At 29.6% G+C, this 17132-nt stretch carries 19 protein-coding genes; 5 read left to right on the plus strand and 14 right to left on the minus strand.

What is annotated here, in order from left to right:
• Nucleotides 1–6: 6 nt before the first annotated feature.
• The 14 genes from H6553_07080 to H6553_07145 all read right to left on the minus strand — a co-directional run bounded on the left by H6553_07080 (nucleotide 7) and on the right by H6553_07145 (nucleotide 11736).
• Nucleotides 7–810, minus strand: coding sequence for a ceramidase domain-containing protein (locus H6553_07080; protein ID MCB9033582.1), 804 nt, complete (start codon nucleotides 808–810; stop codon nucleotides 7–9).
• Between the two features lie 5 nt (nucleotides 811–815).
• Nucleotides 816–1394 carry a hypothetical protein gene (locus H6553_07085; protein MCB9033583.1) on the minus strand — a complete coding sequence of 193 codons (579 nt, stop codon included), beginning with the start codon at nucleotides 1392–1394 and terminating at the stop codon, nucleotides 816–818.
• A 26-nt stretch (nucleotides 1395–1420) separates the two neighbouring features.
• A complete protein-coding gene (locus tag H6553_07090) occupies nucleotides 1421–3547 on the minus strand; it encodes an enoyl-CoA hydratase/isomerase family protein (GenBank protein MCB9033584.1) in 2127 nt (708 codons plus the stop codon).
• A gap of 59 nt (nucleotides 3548–3606) precedes the next feature.
• Nucleotides 3607–4329, minus strand: coding sequence for a pseudouridine synthase (locus H6553_07095; GenBank protein MCB9033585.1), 723 nt, complete (start codon nucleotides 4327–4329; stop codon nucleotides 3607–3609).
• A gap of 6 nt (nucleotides 4330–4335) precedes the next feature.
• Nucleotides 4336–5580 carry a M48 family metallopeptidase gene (locus tag H6553_07100; protein MCB9033586.1) on the minus strand — a complete coding sequence of 415 codons (1245 nt, stop codon included), beginning with the start codon at nucleotides 5578–5580 and terminating at the stop codon, nucleotides 4336–4338.
• Between the two features lie 130 nt (nucleotides 5581–5710).
• A complete protein-coding gene (locus H6553_07105) occupies nucleotides 5711–7408 on the minus strand; it encodes a PspC domain-containing protein (GenBank protein MCB9033587.1) in 1698 nt (565 codons plus the stop codon).
• Nucleotides 7409–7420: 12 nt separating this feature from the next.
• Nucleotides 7421–7786: a PadR family transcriptional regulator gene (locus H6553_07110; GenBank protein MCB9033588.1), complete on the minus strand. Its 366-nt coding sequence runs from the start codon at nucleotides 7784–7786 to the stop codon at nucleotides 7421–7423.
• A gap of 2 nt (nucleotides 7787–7788) precedes the next feature.
• On the minus strand, nucleotides 7789–8052 hold the full coding sequence (locus H6553_07115) for a hypothetical protein (protein MCB9033589.1): 264 nt from the start codon (nucleotides 8050–8052) through the stop codon (nucleotides 7789–7791).
• A gap of 268 nt (nucleotides 8053–8320) precedes the next feature.
• On the minus strand, nucleotides 8321–8731 hold the full coding sequence (locus tag H6553_07120) for a DUF2061 domain-containing protein (GenBank protein ID MCB9033590.1): 411 nt from the start codon (nucleotides 8729–8731) through the stop codon (nucleotides 8321–8323).
• A 108-nt stretch (nucleotides 8732–8839) separates the two neighbouring features.
• Nucleotides 8840–9661 carry a M48 family metallopeptidase gene (locus H6553_07125; GenBank protein ID MCB9033591.1) on the minus strand — a complete coding sequence of 274 codons (822 nt, stop codon included), beginning with the start codon at nucleotides 9659–9661 and terminating at the stop codon, nucleotides 8840–8842.
• Between the two features lie 2 nt (nucleotides 9662–9663).
• Nucleotides 9664–10095: a DUF4870 domain-containing protein gene (locus H6553_07130; protein ID MCB9033592.1), complete on the minus strand. Its 432-nt coding sequence runs from the start codon at nucleotides 10093–10095 to the stop codon at nucleotides 9664–9666.
• On the minus strand, nucleotides 10092–10472 hold the full coding sequence (locus H6553_07135) for a DUF2752 domain-containing protein (GenBank protein ID MCB9033593.1): 381 nt from the start codon (nucleotides 10470–10472) through the stop codon (nucleotides 10092–10094). The genes H6553_07130 and H6553_07135 overlap by 4 nt, the downstream gene beginning before the upstream one ends.
• A 32-nt stretch (nucleotides 10473–10504) precedes the next feature.
• Nucleotides 10505–10846 (minus strand): TM2 domain-containing protein, encoded by a 342-nt coding sequence (locus H6553_07140; protein MCB9033594.1) that lies wholly within the window; start codon nucleotides 10844–10846, stop codon nucleotides 10505–10507.
• 191 nt (nucleotides 10847–11037) lie between these two features.
• Nucleotides 11038–11736 carry an SDR family oxidoreductase gene (locus H6553_07145; protein ID MCB9033595.1) on the minus strand — a complete coding sequence of 233 codons (699 nt, stop codon included), beginning with the start codon at nucleotides 11734–11736 and terminating at the stop codon, nucleotides 11038–11040.
• A 63-nt stretch (nucleotides 11737–11799) separates the two neighbouring features.
• Between H6553_07145 and H6553_07150 the strand changes: the two genes are divergently transcribed.
• The 5 genes from H6553_07150 (at nucleotide 11800) to H6553_07170 (ending at nucleotide 16955) form a co-directional block, all read left to right on the plus strand.
• Nucleotides 11800–12561: an ABC transporter permease gene (locus H6553_07150; protein ID MCB9033596.1), complete on the plus strand. Its 762-nt coding sequence runs from the start codon at nucleotides 11800–11802 to the stop codon at nucleotides 12559–12561.
• The gene (locus tag H6553_07155; protein ID MCB9033597.1) at nucleotides 12558–13340 is read left to right on the plus strand and encodes an ATP-binding cassette domain-containing protein; all 783 of its coding nucleotides are present in this window, start codon (nucleotides 12558–12560) and stop codon (nucleotides 13338–13340) included. The genes H6553_07150 and H6553_07155 overlap by 4 nt, the downstream gene beginning before the upstream one ends.
• Nucleotides 13337–14209, plus strand: coding sequence for a succinate--CoA ligase subunit alpha (gene sucD / locus H6553_07160; GenBank protein ID MCB9033598.1), 873 nt, complete (start codon nucleotides 13337–13339; stop codon nucleotides 14207–14209). The genes H6553_07155 and sucD overlap by 4 nt, the downstream gene beginning before the upstream one ends.
• Nucleotides 14210–14286: 77 nt before the next feature.
• Nucleotides 14287–16383 (plus strand): hypothetical protein, encoded by a 2097-nt coding sequence (locus H6553_07165; GenBank protein MCB9033599.1) that lies wholly within the window; start codon nucleotides 14287–14289, stop codon nucleotides 16381–16383.
• 29 nt (nucleotides 16384–16412) lie between these two features.
• Nucleotides 16413–16955, plus strand: a complete 543-nt coding sequence (locus H6553_07170; GenBank protein ID MCB9033600.1) for a hypothetical protein — start codon at nucleotides 16413–16415, stop codon at nucleotides 16953–16955.
• Nucleotides 16956–17132 lie beyond the last annotated feature (177 nt).

Below are 17132 nucleotides of genomic sequence, written 5' to 3' on the forward strand. Positions count from 1 at the left end.
GGCAATTTATCTATTGTTATTACTGTCTTCAGATATATAATATTGATATAAGAAATAAGTAGCTAAAGCACAGAGCAAGTGCCAAAGTCCATGCCATTGAAATACAGAATACTTCCAACACCAACAATGGTCGTTTATGCCAAATTGCCAAATGGTAAAAGCAACACCAAAAGTTACTACACAGTAATAAATATATTTTATTTTTATTTTCGTTTTGTGTTTGTAGTGATGTAAAACTTCAAAAATGACACCTAATCCACAAATAAAACCAAATGCTAAATTACCTACAAAAAAATCAATAGGAAAAATGTCATTGCCATAAAAATTCATGATGTTACAAAAAATCATAGCCAAACAAAAAGTAAGTACAAAACCAATACTGCTTAAATTTTTATAGCGACTAAAACCATAAGCCAACATAAATGAAGCTAATAAATACATACTCAACATATCGCAGTAACCGCCCCAAAAAGTTTCGGTTGCGTGCATTAGCATAGAACATGGTCCAAGCACAATTAATACATTAGCAAAGAATAATGGATATAATATATTATTGTTGAATTTGTTTTTATTGTTATTTATTTTAAAAGATGACTGATAAGCAACCCATAATCCTGCTAGCATAAAACCAATATTAGAGTAAGTATTAATAGGTTGTTTAATAAAACCTTCTCTAGCAGCTTCGCAGAAATTACTACCAACGCCAGTGCCTTCGCCAAATAATTGAAAGACAATAATAAGAACAGTAATGATTAATGCTAGAACTGCATTAATACAGCTAATAAGAAAAATATTTTTTTGTTTGTGCATAGTAATTACTTTCTTATCCTTTTATATAAAGATTGATTTAAAGATTCTACATTCATATCTTCTCTAATTGTTTCATCTATTTGATTTGCTTGATTAATAAGCTTAGTTAACTGTATATCAAGTTTAGCTAATAATTCTTTATATTCTTTTTCTTTATCTATACTATCAGGAAGTTGACAATCATAAATATCTCCTATAAATAATTCAAGTTTATCGATAATGGTTTTGGGAATTAAAATAGAATTTGCAATAAATAATTCTTCAAAATCATACATTATTTCATCTATACTATCTGATAAATTATCTATTTCATCATCTAATAAGTCAATATATTCTTCAGAAAGGTTTTTAGCATTAATTTTACTTAGATACTGTTTGTATTTTAAAGGATAATCTTCAATACTTCTTAATAATTTACTAATTTCTTCTAAAATCTTGCTATAACAATCATATTTAGTTTCGTAAATAAAGTTTTCATTTTCAAATTTATGTTCTCTTTTGTATCTAAGATAAGAAATAACCAAAGCAACAAAAGAAATGAATAGTGATATTAAAGAAATTCCTGTGACTAAATTTAATGTCATTTTTTTTTATTAAGAAATCAACTAAATCACTCAAAAACTTGTGCTTTGCTTGCTTTTTCTTTAATGATATTTGGACAAGCAAATCGTTCACCATATTTACTAGCTAATTCATCTGCTCTTTTTGCAAAATTATCTAGTCCATAAGCATTAATGAATTGTAGTGTTCCACCATGAAAAGGTGCAAATCCCCAACCAAAAATTGAACCAATATTAGCATCTGCAAAGCTCGTTAATACACCTTCTTCAACACATCGTGCTGTTTCAATGGCTTGTATAAACAACATTCGGTCTATCATTTCTTGTTCATCCATTTGTTTTTGAAGTGGAAATAATTCGGTTAGTTTTTCCCACAAATATTTTTTTCCATTTGCAGGATATTCATAAAAGCCAGCACCAGCAGCTTTTCCTTTTCTATTGTTGGCTAATAAAATATCGCTTACTGCATTTGCAGGATGTTGTACTACCGTTTTTCCTTCTGCTTTAAAATCGGCTTCGGTTTGTTTTCTAATATGATCCATTAAAGACAAGCTCACTTCATCAGTCAATGCTAAAGGACCAACAGGCATACCTGCCTTTTGTCCAACATGTTCAATAATGTTTGGATTTTGACCTTCGCCTAACATAGCAATACCTTCTAATACATAAGTAGCAAACACTCTCGATGTATAAAATCCTCTACTGTCATTTACAACAATAGGTGTTTTTTTAATTTGTTTTACATAGTCAAAACCTTTAGCCAATGTTTCTTCGTTGGTTTTTTCGCCTTTAATAATTTCTACCAAAGGCATTTTATCAACAGGAGAAAAGAAGTGCAAACCAATAAACTGTTCTGGTCTTGATGAAGCCAAAGCCAATCCAGTAATTGGTAAAGTAGAAGTATTAGACGCAAATGTACCAGTACTTTCCATCATAGCTTCTGCTTCTTGTGTAACTTTTGCTTTTAAATTTCTATCTTCAAACACAGCTTCAATAATTAAATCGCAACCAGATAAATCATTAGCATTATCTGTAGCTTTAATTAATTGAAGTACGCCATCAGCTTGTTCTTTAGTCATAGCACCTTTACTTACTCTGCCTTTCAATAATTTTTCAGAGTACGATTTTCCTTTTTCAGCAGCTTCTACCGAAACATCTTTCAAAACAACTTCTATTCCAGCCATAGCAGAAACATAAGCAATACCACTTCCCATCATTCCAGCACCAAGCACACCTACTTTTTTAGTAGTATATTTTTCTATGTTTTTAGGACGAGATTCGCCTGCATTAATGGCATTTAGATTGTACCAAAATGCAGTAATCATATTTTTAGACACCTGACCAGTTGCCAAGCTCGTAAAATATCTCGATTCAATTCTGCAAGCCGTATCAAAATCAACGATTGAACCTTCTACAGCTGTTGCAATAATAGCTTCCACCGCAGGATAATTGCCTTTGGTTTTCTTTTTTGTCATAGCAGGAACAATAGGTAACATTTGAGCTACTTTTGGTGTTTGTGCATTTCCGCCAGGCATTTTAAAAGCTTTATCGTGCCAAGGATTCATAGCTTTTGGATTGGCTTTTATCCAAGCAATTGCTTTTTCAAACATGGCTTCTTTAGTATCAGCAATTTCGTTAATAATTCCAGCACTAAGCGCTTGTTTTACTTTTAGTCGTTTGCCTTCAGTTAAATATGGTAAAGCATTTTGTAAGCCAATCATTCTTGTTAAACGAATGATGCCACCACCACCAGGCAATAAACCTAAACCAACTTCCGGTAAGCCAAACTGTGCTTTTGGATTATTTAAAGCAATTCTATAATGACAAGCTAAAGCTAATTCTAAACCACCACCAAGTGCTGCACCATTTAAACAAGCAACCACAGGTTTTCCAAAAGTTTCTAATCTTAAGAACTGTGCTTTTAATCCTTCACACATTTCAAAAATAGCTTTAGCATCTGTTTGTTTATAGAGATTATCAATATCTGCACCAGCAAAAAAAGTAGATTTTGCAGAAGTTAAAATTACACCAGCAATATTGTCTTTATCTTGTTCTAGTTTAGCTAAAGATTCGGTAAACAGTTTGCCAAATGCTTCGTTGATGACATTGGCACTTCTGTTTTGCATATCCATAGTAATGGTTACAATATTATCTTGATTTTTTTCGTAGTGGAACATAATGCGATTTTTTTATAAATATAAAATTTTTTGTTGGTTTGAGATAGTGAATTCGAATGTTAAATAGCTTTCTTAGAATGTGCTACTAATTTGTTGAGTGTTTCAATTTCATTTGCAGTAAGATATCGCCATTTTCCATAAGCTAAATTATTGAGCGAAATATGCATAATTCTTACTCTAGTAAGTTGTAGTACTTCATAATTAAAGTGCTGACACATTCGTCTTATTTGTCGGTTTAGTCCTTGTGTAAGTATAATATTGAATGTAACATCATTTATTTTCTTGATGGTACAAGGTTTGGTTATAGTATCTAAAATAGGAACACCTTTAGCCATTTTTTCTAAAAAAGAATTGGTAATTATTTTATTTACTTTAACTATATATTCTTTTTCATGATTATTGGTAGAACGCAATACTTTATTTACAATATCACCATCATTAGTGAGTAAAATTAATCCTTGAGATGCTTTGTCTAATCTGCCAATAGGAAATAAGCGTTCTTTATGATTAATATAGTCGATTATATTATTCTTTTCTTTTTTATCTGTAGTAGAAACAATGCCTCTTGGTTTGTTTAATGCAATATAAATTGGTAGTGGATTACTTTTGAGTGGTTTATTGTCTAGTAAAACTATATCGTTTGGAAAAACACGATTGCCTTTTGAAGCGACTGTTCCATTAATTTTTACTCGATTGGCTAAAATCCATTCATCGGCAACTCTTCTAGAACATATTCCAGTATTACTTATAAATTTATTTAAACTAATAGAGTTATCGTTCATTTTAAATCAACTTAATTTTTCAATTCTTTGTGATAATGGTGGATGGGAATAGTTTAAGAAAACGAACCATTTATGTGGATTTAAGTGTGATAGGTTTTCAGAGGATAATTTTTTTAGTGCAGTAATTAAATGTTCGCCAGTGCCAATATTTTCTTTTGCATAAGCATCTGCTTCAAATTCATTTTTTCTAGAAAATACATTCATTAAAATGCCAGTGATAGTTGAAATTGGACTGTATAATAATCCAAAAACAATTAATCCGATATAAAAAATACTAGTAGTGCTGTCTATTCCAACTACTTTATTTGCAATTGGTGTATTTAAAAATAAAGAGAGTAGAAATAATGTAATTCCCATATTTACTAATGATATAATAATTGATTGATAAATATGTTTTTTCTTGTAATGTCCGATTTCATGTGCTAGTACACTTACTAATTCATCATCGGTTTGTTTTTCTATTAGTGTATCGTATAAAACAATTGTTTTTTGTTTGCCTAAACCAGAAAAATAGGCATTGGCTTTGGTACTTCTTTTAGAACCATCAATTACAAAAATGTTGGTTAAAGGAAACTGTACGCGTTGTGCAAATTGCTCTATTTTAGTTCGCAAATCGCCATCGTTTAATGGATTGAGTTTGTTGAAAATTGGAACGATGATAGAAGTATAAAACATAGCAAAGAAAATAGAAAATCCAGCGAAGAGTAACCATGCATAAACCCAAAATAATTTGCCTGCATATAAATAAAATGCAACGAATGCACTGATTAAAATTCCACCAATAATAGCACTTAGTATTAATCCTTTTATAAAATCTAGAATAAATAATTTAGGTGTTGTTTTGTTGAATCCATATTTTTCTTCGATTACAAATGTAGTGTAAATGCTAAATGGTAGACTTAATATAGTAGATGCTACACTTAAAATTCCGAAATAAAGTAGTGTTTGTAATATTGGTTGTGTTGTAATTTGAATTACTTGATAATACAACCAAGCAAATCCGTTGAATGCTAGAAATAGAACAATACTAGCAGTGCTAATTACACTAGAAATTAAATTGATTTTACCATGTGCTTTATGGTACGCTTGTGCTTTAGCATATTTGTCGTCGTCATAAATTCCTTTTAGATTTTCTGGAATTGGTAGCGACCAGTTTTTTGTATTGAGATAATCTAAAACTAAATCAATAATAAAGTCTATTAATATGATAGCTATAATAATGTATGTTAGCCAATACGAGTTTAATTGCATGTTGCAAAGATAAGTATAGGAATGTGAATTTTTACCAGTAGAAAGTTAAGCTTTATTCTAGTCTTATTTTCAATAATAAAAAAGCTCGCTTGTTACAGCGAGCTTCTGAAAAGTATTTATAAAGAAAAAATTATTCTAAAGGCATTAGTTGACCGTTATTCATTCTAAAAATATAATATTCGCCAACATGTTCGTAGTCGTCCTCGTCATTAATTTTTATATTGATGTCTTCTATTTTTTCCTCATTGTCTTGGTCGTTAGCTTTTACTACAACACCATTTTTTCCAACTTTTATCGATAGATTTTTTAAGCTATCTGTATCTTGTCCATTAATTTTAATATTAATGTTTTTATTAGGATTTCTTCCAATAGACGACCAATCGATAGGCAAATCACCTTCATCCATATAGTTTTCAACTGTCTCATTCCAAGCAATAATTTTACCTTGAGGAACATATACTTTTACAAGTACTTTTTGATTTCTAAACTTTTGTTTTTTGGTATCTATCTTAAAGTTTGGATCTATGACAATGGTATTTCCATTTTGGTTGATGCTATGTTGTATGGTTGTGGCATTATTTAATGCTTCTTTTTCGTTTTCGCCTTGAGCTGAAAACTCTCTAGTAATATGATATTCATTATCGGTACTTTCATATATTTCAATATCTACTGGAATATGAATTTCTTTATTTTTTCTTAAGTATTTTAAAAATGAACTAAAGCTATTAAAGTTTAATTCATTATAATTTTTTATTTTACTTTCATTAATTCTTAAATTAATAGAATCTCCAATTGCTGCTTGTTGTATTGGTGTAGATTGGTAGATTTCGTGGTTTTCTGCTAATAGTTTTTTTGCATTATTGGTACCGATTCCAGCTAAGATTAATCCTAGTAAAAAGAAGCCGATAATAGGTAAGTAAACTAATTTTTTATTCATTCTATCATAACTTCTACTAGAGATTAAGCGAATGGTTAGTACTATAAGTAAAACTAATGGCATACTTAATGTAAATAATAAACCTAAACCTAGCAACCAGCCAAAGATACCGTGATTGAAGAAATAGGCATTGGCAAGAGGAACTCCAGTAACAACAGATGCAAATGCTCCGACAGCTAAAGCAAAGAAGGTAATTATAAAAATTAATAATGTAAATAATATTATTCCTTTTATGAATATAATAATTATTTTACCTATTGCATCTACTACATCATTGATGGTACTATTTTTTTTTATATCACTACTTGTTTTATATATTTGATTTTTTATAGCATCGTGATTGATTGGTTCGCCCATCATTTCTAATTTTTGCGAAGGTGTTTCGGCTTTTGGCATTAGAATTAATAATATAAAATAGATGAGTAATGCTGTTCCAAATGTAATAAAAGGAGAGATGATAAAGAGTAATCGTATCCATAATGGATTTTGAATACCAAAGTAATGACTTAAACCAGAACAAACTCCACCTAAAATTCGGTCGTCCATATCTCTATAGAGTTTTTTATTGAACATGCCTTTAAAACCATCTTGTTGTTGAGAAGAGCTATAGCTTTGAGATTGGTCTGTTGTTTCATCGCTATCAAATTCTTCAGGATTTCCCATTTGCTGAATTACACTTTGAGCATCTTCTATGGTAATGATGTGATTTTTTCCTTTGCTGTAAAAAATTTCTGCAAATCTGCTTTCAATATCTTTAACAATCTCATCTTTGTTTTCGTCATTGGCGTAGTATTGTTTAATTTTTTGAAAGTAGTTAGACATCATTTCATAAGCATCTTCGTTGATGTTGAAAATTTGTCCTGCTAAATTAATATTATAAGTCTTTATCATGGTTTAATATTTTTAATTATTTGTATTATTGTTAAATGTTTTTGTTTTTTCTACAGCAAAAGCGAGTTCGTGCCAAGTGCCTTCTAAATCGGCAATGGCTTCGTTGCCATCATCTGTAATTACAAAGTATTTTCTTGGCGGACCAGAAGAACTTTCTTTCCATACATAATTGAGTAAACCTGCGTTTTTCAATCGTGTTAACAAAGGATATATAGTGCCTTCTACCACAATTAGATTGGCTTCTTTTAAAGCATCTAAAATATCAGAAGCATAGACTTCACCTTGTGCTATGATGTTGAGAATACAGTATTCTAGTATACCTTTTCTCATTTGCACTTTGGTATTTTCTATACTAAAGTTAGTATTACTTTTTGTCATAATTAATTATTTATATATTTTACATTAAAAACTTTGTTACTGAATTCATTACTGTACTGAATGCTTTCAATTTGGTTAACAATTTTTTCCATTTGGTTGATGTTACCGTTGTCGTAGATGTAAGTTACTTGTGGAAAACCATTCTGGTCTATTACAAATGTTACATCAGTTACATTACTAGTTTTTGATTTTACTAAATTTTTGGCACTTAAAATTCCTACGGTTAAGCTACCAACTAAGATTAATGAGATTGCAATTTTTTTCATGACTTTATTTTTTATTGAGTTAAACAATGAACTTTACAATGCAAATATATAGATAAAACAATGTAATATGCAATACAAAGTACTAAAAATTAACAAAATAATTTATAATTTATTGATAATCAATAATAGTAAAATTATAAAATTTAACAAATTGGCTTTAAAATTTGCGTTTTCTCTGAATTTATTTTAGAAAATTTTTATTGTTTACTAGACTTTTGAGAATAAAATCTAGTACAAATTTCAAATCTAAAGCAATAAATTGTATTACTTAATTAGAATATTTTAGCCAAATTCGTTCGTGGAAATAATATAAAATGACCTTAGTAATAAGTTCTGTAAAACCAATTTTAAATGCTACAGTTACATGTCCTGTTACAAAATAAGAGATAATAATTGTATCTAAAGTGCCGAAAAATCGCCAAGAAAAACCTTTTATTATACTTCTTTGATGTGTTTCTTTTAAATTTCCATCATCAGAAGGTAATTGTCCCCATTTTATAAATCTCAACCAAATTCTTTCGTGTACATAAAATAAAAAAATCTTAGTAAAGACTTCTATAAATCCTATTTTTAGTGCGTTGCCTATACTTTTGGTATAAATGTAGGAGAGTAGAATGGTATCGCCAGTAGCAACTATTCGCCAAGTAGCACCTTTTAATAAGCTTTTCCAATGTTTCATATGCTTAGTTTATATACTCTATGGGTTTAGTAGAGTAATAGCAAATTTAAAACAAAATTTACATATAGTGTATACTTATTTTTGGGTATATGGTATTTTTGATGAAAATTAATCTTCTATAGTAATTACTGAAGACGAAAGGTTTGCTTTTAAAGTATTCCAATCTTTGTTTGAGATGACTGTTTCATAATCTTGAGTGCCTTTTTCTTTAATTAAATCAATAATATAATTGGCTCTTTCTTCAGAAGCAGGATGTGTACTTAACCAAGTAAGATATTTTAAATTTCCGTCAGTTTCTATTGAAAGTTTATACATTAAATCGGCAAATGGTGCTGGATTTATTTTTGCATTTATAAGATAATTTACACTATTTATATCTGCTTCTTTTTCTAAATTTCTATCAAAAGCAGTAGAGCTAATTAACTTAGCTACTTCTTTTACGGTTTGATTGCCTGCATTTCCAGTAGTAACAGAAGTTAAAACAGTTAATCCCATTTCTTTAAGCAATTTTTTCATGATATGATTTAACTGTATATGAGCCAACTCATGTGCTAGAACACCACATAACTCTTCTGGTTTATCACATTTTTCAATTAAACCAGTATAAATAACAAGGTGTCCATCTGGTAAAGCAAATGCATTAACCTCATTACTATTGAGTAAGTGCAATTTTATATTACTAGTATCTATATCGTTTGATTGACAGATGATATTAACTAATGAGTCTAATGTTTTTGTAGCAAATGTATCATTGTTGTCTTCATTGTTTTCTTTAAAGTACTTCCAAAAGAAATTGCCTAATTGACTTTCTATATTTTCTTTCGCATCGTTTACTTTAAAAATTTTCATCCAATTAACTTGTTGAAATGTTACCCAAATAGCCAAGAATAATGCTACGGTTATAAGTCCTTGTATAATTACTTTTTTCATAATTAAGGTTTACAAATCAAATTAGTTAAGCCACCATAAAACCACCATTCTACATGAATGCCTTTTCTTGTTTGAATAGCTGTATAAATTGTAGCAATGAATTCGGTTATATTATATAAAAAAGCAGTGAATAAATAGGCAATATAAGCATTGCTTACATTTGTATCTTGTAATATTATATGAACAGTCCACCAAAAAGCAACACTATTTATTATTAATAATGAAAATTGAGAAAGTAATGCTTGTGTACAATGCCATCTTACAAAATAAGTGCCTTTTTTATTTCCAAGATAGAATATTAGTGTGGCAATTAAGTTAATGATAGGTAATGGAAGACCAGCTATAAGAGCAATTAATGACATTAAATAGCTATTAGATGCTTTTTCATCTTCGCTTTCTGTAGGTTTATAGTCGAATGATTTTATATGAATCATAGTTCTTTGTATATATTCCAAATCCAATTGATAATTGCTAATGAGATTAATACCAATGCTAAAGGTTTTGTTTGTTTGATTTTGTTTTCAACTTTAATAAAAGTTTGATAAAACGAATCTTGCTTTCTAAAAATATCATAGATTAACCAAAATGGCACAATCAGTAATATTAAAAGAGCAAAATAACCTAATGGATTAATTAGAAAAGCATTTATAAATTGTCCATTAAATATAGCATTGATTGCTCGTGTTGTTCCACAAGATGGACATGGTAATCCACTTATACGATGAAACAAACAAACTGAAGTTTGATAACTATCACTAAAAAATAGATTTAATGTCATCCAAATATATCCTAAGACACATAAAGATGACATTACAATATATAATCTTTTTTTAGTAGATAACATTAGCTATTGATAAAGTTTTGTAATGTTTGCATATTTTTATCTCTAGTTGCACCCATTATCATAAATAAATCAATAATTGCCCAAATACCTAAACCACCACAGGTTAATAATTTAGCAATTCCTATACCTGTATCACCAATCATAAATCTATCAATACCAAGTGTGCCAGCTAATAAAGAAACAATCAAAACGACTGTTGGGTCTTTAAATTGAATTGTAGATAGTAAACTTGCCTTAGAGTCGTCTAATTCTAGTAGTTGTTCTTTTACTGCATATAAATGATTACTATCAAAATACTTAGAGTTCATCATTAAAAACATGTCTGCCTTTTGTTGTTCCATAAATTTGGTTTAATATTATTTAAAATTTATTCTAGCACAAATATAAATAAACAAAATTATGTATTGTTGCCTACTGTTGATATTAAACTATGTATGTTGATAAAGAGATTAATAATTAAAATAATCTATTAAAATTTAAAAGTATTTTTTATTTTTTTAATAAGAACTTACTACTCAATACTCAATACTACTCAAATATCTCCCAATTGTGGTCGCATTATAATTTCTTCTACTACACTTTGTTTGCTCAACTGACTAATTGCATATACCATTTGTGCTACATCATCTGCTGGCATAAATCTATCTTCTGGCAAATCTACGCCTTCCCACGAACTAGTAAAAGTTGCTCCAGGCATAACGGCTGTAACTTTAATGCCTTTGGTTTTTAATTCTTCTCGCAGTGTTTTGGTAAAACCCAATAAGGCAAATTTAGAAATACCATAACTGCCACCATTCGGATATGCTTTAATACTTGCCACAGAACAGATATTAAAAATCTGTCCATTATTACTTTTTAGTAAAAGAGGTAATAATAATTTACTCAATAAATAAGCAGAAAAAACATTGGTATTCATTTGTTGAATATAGTTACTATCAGCTTCCTCTAAAATACTTCCAGGTAAAAAAACGCCAGTATTATTCACTAAAATATCTACTGTTTCAAAGTGTTGATGAATATATTTACTAAAAGCATTAATGTCTTCTTCTTTAGATAAGTCGCAAGTAAAAACATTTAACCGACCACTTTGTTTCGTATCAATAACTTCTTGAGTTTCAATTAGCGTTTTCTCATTTCTAGCACATATTATTACGCTATGTCCAGCATCAAAGAACTGTTTTGCTATAGATTTCCCTATTCCTTTACTTCCTCCAGTTACAACAACATTCATATAAAGTTTTTTTTGTCCTAAAAATAAATTATTTTAGCCAAAATTTTATAAGCAAGTACAAGAATGGCTGAATACCTAAATCAAAATGGCGGACCACTTTATCATATAGGACGATATGTACTCATGGTGAAAGACTGTTTTGCTAAACCTGAAAGAGCCAGTATGTACTGGAAAGAAACACTACGACAAATGTATAACATTGGTGTTGGCTCACTAGCAATTATATTTTTAATATCATTTTTTATAGGAGCAGTTTCTTCTTTTCAGTTTGCTTATAATTTATCACAATCTATGGTGCCAATGTATTATGTAGGATATGTTGTTAAAGAATCTATGATTTTAGAATTAGCACCAACTGTATCATGTTTAATCTTAGCAGGAAAAGTAGGTTCTAACTTAGCATCAGAGTTAGGTACTATGCGTTTAACAGAGCAAATAGATGCCTTAGAAATTATGGGTGTTAATACAGTTTCTTATTTAATAGGACCAAAATTAGCTGCTGCTGTTACTATGGTACCATTATTAGTAATAGTTGCTGCTTGCACAGGAATTTGGGGCGGAATGTTATCTGGTTCTTTATCTGGATATGTTTCTAGTACAGATTATATGCAAGGTGTTTTAATGGATTTTGAAGGCAAGAATATTATGGTAATGCTAGTAAAAGCTACTGTTTTTGGCTTTTTATTAACATCAATAGCTTGTTATCAAGGATATTATGCTTATGGTAGTGCTTTAGAAATTGGTAAAGCAAGTACAAGAGCAGTAGTATTAAGTTGTGTATTAGTACTTTTTGCAGATTTAATTTTAGCTTGGTTAATTTTATGATTGAAGTTAAAAATATTAAGAAATCATTTGGAGATCAGGAAGTACTAAAAGGTATATCTACTACTTTTTTGCCAGGTCAAACCAATCTAATTATTGGTCAATCAGGTTCTGGTAAAACGGTTTTCTTAAAATGTATTATTGGTTTATTAACGCCAACATCAGGTAATGTATATTACGATGGCGAAGATTATGTAGCCATGGATATCTATGAGAAAAATGAAATCAGAAAAAAATTAGGTATGCTGTTTCAAGGTGGTGCTTTGTTCGATTCATTGACCGTAGCAGAAAATGTTCGTTTTCCTTTAGATATGTTTACCAAAATGTCTAAATCAGAAAAAGAAGATAGAGTACACGAAGTCCTAAAGCGTGTAAATATGGAACATGCTAAATCCAAATTTCCATCACAAACATCTGGTGGTATGCAAAAAAGAACAGGTATTGCAAGAGCTATTGTTATGAATCCAAAATATTTATTTTGCGATGAACCAAACTCTGGCTTAGATCCACAAACTGCAATTGTAGTAGATGAATTGATTAAAGAAATTACAGAAGAATACAATATCACTACAGTCATTAATACACACGATATGAACTCGGTGGTTACACACGGACAAAAAATTATCTTCTTATATAAAGGTAGCTTACATTGGGAAGGCAATAAAGATACTTTGTTCGAATCTGACAATAAAGAATTAATTGATTTTATATTTGCTTCTGACTTCTTAAAAGAAGCAAGACAAGTACGATTAGATAAAATGAAAAAACAAAATATTATATGAGCATACTAGTAGATAAAAACTCAAGAGTAATAGTACAAGGATTTACTGGAAAAGAAGGTACATTTCATGCATCACAAATGATTGAATATGGAACCAATGTAGTAGGTGGTGTTACGCCAGGAAAAGAAGGCACTACGCATTTAGACCGTCCTGTTTTTAATACGGTAGAAAATGCAGTTAAAGCAACCAATGCTAATGTTACCATTATTTTTGTACCACCAGCTTTTGCTGCCGATGCTATTATGGAAGCAGCTGATGCTGGTATTGAATTAATTGTAGCGATTACAGAAGGTATTCCTACACAAGACATGATTAGTGCTAAAAAGTATATTACTGCTCGTGGAGTTAGAATGATAGGACCAAATTGTCCAGGAATTATTACGCCAGGCGAATGTAAATTAGGTATCATGCCAGGTTTTATTCACAATCCAGGAGCTATTGGTATTGTATCGAAGTCTGGAACACTTACTTACGAAGCAGTAGATCAAGTTACTAAAGCAGGAATGGGACAATCTACTTGCGTTGGTATTGGTGGTGATCCTATTATTGGTTCTACAATGTTAGACATCATTAAACTATTTATGGCAGATGATAAAACCGAAGGCATTATTATGATTGGCGAAATTGGTGGACAAATGGAAATTGAAGCTGCTGAATGGATTAAAGCCAATGGTACTAAACCAGTAGTTGGTTTTATTGCTGGACAAACTGCACCTAAAGGTAGAAGAATGGGACATGCTGGTGCTATTATTGGTGGAAAAAATGATACTGCTGATGCTAAAAAAGCAATTATGAAAGCATGTGGCATTCATGTAGTAGATTCTCCAGCTTTTATAGGCAAAACAATGGCAGAAGTCATGAAAAAGTAAGCTTTAACTAAATACAACACATTTTATTTTATAAATTGTAGTGATAAAGATATCTTTAGCTAAACAATAGATTTTACTTGAAAGCAAGTTTTATACTATCTTATCCTTGGTGGTTTATACTTTTTTGTATATGCTTTGCAATTATTGGTGCGTATATAATTTATGGCAAGAAAAAATATATTGTTTACGATGGAGAAAGTAAATGGCTGAAGTATATTTTATTTGCACTACGAAGTTTAGCACTTTTTCTTATTGCATTCTTATTGCTAACACCATTATTAAAATCTAAGCAAACCAAAAAAGAAAAACCGACTATCATTCTATTGCAAGACAATACATTATCATTAAAAAACAATATAAAAAACAAAGACCAATATTTTGATGATGTAGAACAACTAAAAAAAGCAATTCAAAAAGATTACGATTTATTGAGTTTCAATTTTGGTGATGTATTGCAATCAGATGCTGCTTTGAACTTTAATGAACAGCAAACCGATATTAATGCTGTAATAGATAATGTGTTTACGAGCTACGATAATAAAAATTTAGGTGCAGTAATTATTGCTAGCGATGGAATTTTTAATAAAGGCAGCAATCCACTATATAATAAAAATGCAAAGAAAATTCCTTTTTATACTATTGGATTGGGTGACACAACTATACAAAAAGATGCCTATATCAGTTTATTGCAATGTCCAGAAGTAGTCTATTTAGGCGATAAATTAAATCTACAAATAGAAATTGAAGCCAATAAATTAAATGGAAAAACTACAGTATTGCAAGTGATTAATCCAAGTGGAAAAGTGATTTATAATCAAACTATAAATATAAATTCAGATTATTTTCAGTTTGCTGCTAATGTAGTAGACGATGCCAATAAAGTTGGTGTAGTAGCATATACTGTTGTATTAAAACCTGTTGCTGGCGAAGTTTCTAAAGCTAATAATCAAGATAAAGCATATGTAGAAGTAATTGATGGTAGACAAAAAATTGCTTTAATTTACGATGCACCACATCCAGATATAAGTGCAATAAAATCAACAATAAAAAATAATAAAAATTATGATGTTGATGTATTTAATATTAATGAGTTTAATGATAATATTACACCTTACGATTTATTAATTCTACACGGTATTCCATCTTCAAACACTAGTAATAAAAATAATCAAATTAAAAATTGGCTCAATAATAATAAATCTGTATTGATAATAGTTTCTGCTAATACAAATTTGTCTCTATTAAATACTATTCAAGATAATCTAAAAATAAATGGTTCATCACTAAATGGAAATGATGTCTATCCAATTTATCAGAGCAGTTTTTCTAAGTTTATATTGACCGATGAAACCTTAAAAAGAATAAAAAACTTACCACCATTATTAGCTCCATTCGGAAAATATACTACAAGCAATAATGTAGCCGTTTTATTCAATCAACAAATAGGAAAAGTAGCGACTAATAATCCATTGTGGTGTTCTTTCGATGTGAATAATAAAAAAATAGGATTTATTTGTGCTGAAGGTATTTGGCGTTGGAAAATCAATGAGTTTGCACAATACAAAAACAACGATGCTACTAATGAATTATTGGATAAGACCATTCAGTTTTTAACTGTAAAATCAGATAAACGCAGATTTATAGTGCATACAGAAAAGAATATTTATAACTCTAATGAATCGATAGATTTAAATGCAGTGTTTTATAATGAAAGCTATATGTTGGTCAACGAATCAGATGTAAATGCAACTATTAAAAGTACCAAAGGAAAAACATATAATTTCTCTTTTGATAAAACAGCCAATAGTTATGTTTTAAATGCTGGCGTGTTACCAGTTGGCGATTATACTGTTGTTGCAGCAACTGATTATAAAGGAAAATCATACAAAGCAGCAACACAATTTTCAGTAAAACCAATTATTGTAGAGTTAATCAATACACAAGCCAATTATAATTTATTAAGAAGCTTAGCACTACAAAGTGGCGGACAGTTTTTTTATCCAAATCAATTGGCAAATATTCCAAAAGCATTAGAAAACAATAAAGCTATTCATACAGTATTATACGATTCTTTTAAAACCAGACCACTTATAGACTGGAAATTCTTGTTTGTACTAATCGTTTTATTACTAGGAGCAGAGTGGTTCATTAGAAAATACAATGGTGTGATATAATTTCTCATCTTAATTGCATATATTTAAGTATGAAAAAATTGTGCTATCTGTTTTTATTTTTTTTATGCTTAATTTTTGCTAATCATGCACATGCACAAATCAATAGTGTTTTAAATAAGATATCTACTGCAAAATCAAACAAAATAAAGGAAGAACGAAAAATCATCGACTCAACCAAAATGTCGTGGTATAGAATTATAGATAGTTTGCGTAGCGAGTTTTATGAAACACCATCTGATTGGGACACTATTCCTACAATGGATGAAGTAGACAATCCACCACAATATACTGGTGGCGATATTGCGTTAATAAAATATATAGAAAATAATAAACCAAAATCTACTGATAGCATTAATTACGAAGGACTTACCATTGTGAAATTTATGGTAACAGAAGATGCATTTGCTCGATTTCCTAAAATTGTATACTCTACTTGTAAAGCATGTGATAAGTATGTTGTCGATTTAATAGAAGATATGCCACGATGGGACAAAGCACCAAAACATTATGATTTGAAAGTAAATATGAATTATTATTTACCCATTACCTTTCCATTATTAAACAAAAAATAAAAAGATAAAAGAACACTATGGAAATATATTCATAATATACTTTTCCAAATTTTTCCTCAATTAAAATATATAAATTAACACCTAGATAGGTTAATATTGTAAATAATAATAATTCAAATATAAAAAACATGAAAATATAAAAATTATTTTACTTAATAATCTTTTTCACTACATACT

It is taken from the genome of Chitinophagales bacterium, assembly GCA_020636535.1.
GTDB lineage: Bacteria > Bacteroidota > Bacteroidia > Chitinophagales > JADIYW01 > JADJSS01.

Coding starts and splice junctions, on each gene's coding strand:
- H6553_07080 (MCB9033582.1), bottom strand. CDS start 810: ATGCACAAACAAAAAAATATTTTTCTTATTAGCTGTATTAATGCAGTT.
- H6553_07085 (MCB9033583.1), bottom strand. CDS start 1,394: ATGACATTAAATTTAGTCACAGGAATTTCTTTAATATCACTATTCATT.
- H6553_07090 (MCB9033584.1), bottom strand. CDS start 3,547: ATGTTCCACTACGAAAAAAATCAAGATAATATTGTAACCATTACTATG.
- H6553_07095 (MCB9033585.1), bottom strand. CDS start 4,329: ATGAACGATAACTCTATTAGTTTAAATAAATTTATAAGTAATACTGGA.
- H6553_07100 (MCB9033586.1), bottom strand. CDS start 5,580: ATGCAATTAAACTCGTATTGGCTAACATACATTATTATAGCTATCATA.
- H6553_07105 (MCB9033587.1), bottom strand. CDS start 7,408: ATGATAAAGACTTATAATATTAATTTAGCAGGACAAATTTTCAACATC.
- H6553_07110 (MCB9033588.1), bottom strand. CDS start 7,786: ATGACAAAAAGTAATACTAACTTTAGTATAGAAAATACCAAAGTGCAA.
- H6553_07115 (MCB9033589.1), bottom strand. CDS start 8,052: ATGAAAAAAATTGCAATCTCATTAATCTTAGTTGGTAGCTTAACCGTA.
- H6553_07120 (MCB9033590.1), bottom strand. CDS start 8,731: ATGAAACATTGGAAAAGCTTATTAAAAGGTGCTACTTGGCGAATAGTT.
- H6553_07125 (MCB9033591.1), bottom strand. CDS start 9,661: ATGAAAAAAGTAATTATACAAGGACTTATAACCGTAGCATTATTCTTG.
- H6553_07130 (MCB9033592.1), bottom strand. CDS start 10,095: ATGATTCATATAAAATCATTCGACTATAAACCTACAGAAAGCGAAGAT.
- H6553_07135 (MCB9033593.1), bottom strand. CDS start 10,472: ATGTCATCTTTATGTGTCTTAGGATATATTTGGATGACATTAAATCTA.
- H6553_07140 (MCB9033594.1), bottom strand. CDS start 10,846: ATGGAACAACAAAAGGCAGACATGTTTTTAATGATGAACTCTAAGTAT.
- H6553_07145 (MCB9033595.1), bottom strand. CDS start 11,736: ATGAATGTTGTTGTAACTGGAGGAAGTAAAGGAATAGGGAAATCTATA.
- H6553_07150 (MCB9033596.1), top strand. CDS start 11,800: ATGGCTGAATACCTAAATCAAAATGGCGGACCACTTTATCATATAGGA.
- H6553_07155 (MCB9033597.1), top strand. CDS start 12,558: ATGATTGAAGTTAAAAATATTAAGAAATCATTTGGAGATCAGGAAGTA.
- sucD (MCB9033598.1), top strand. CDS start 13,337: ATGAGCATACTAGTAGATAAAAACTCAAGAGTAATAGTACAAGGATTT.
- H6553_07170 (MCB9033600.1), top strand. CDS start 16,413: ATGAAAAAATTGTGCTATCTGTTTTTATTTTTTTTATGCTTAATTTTT.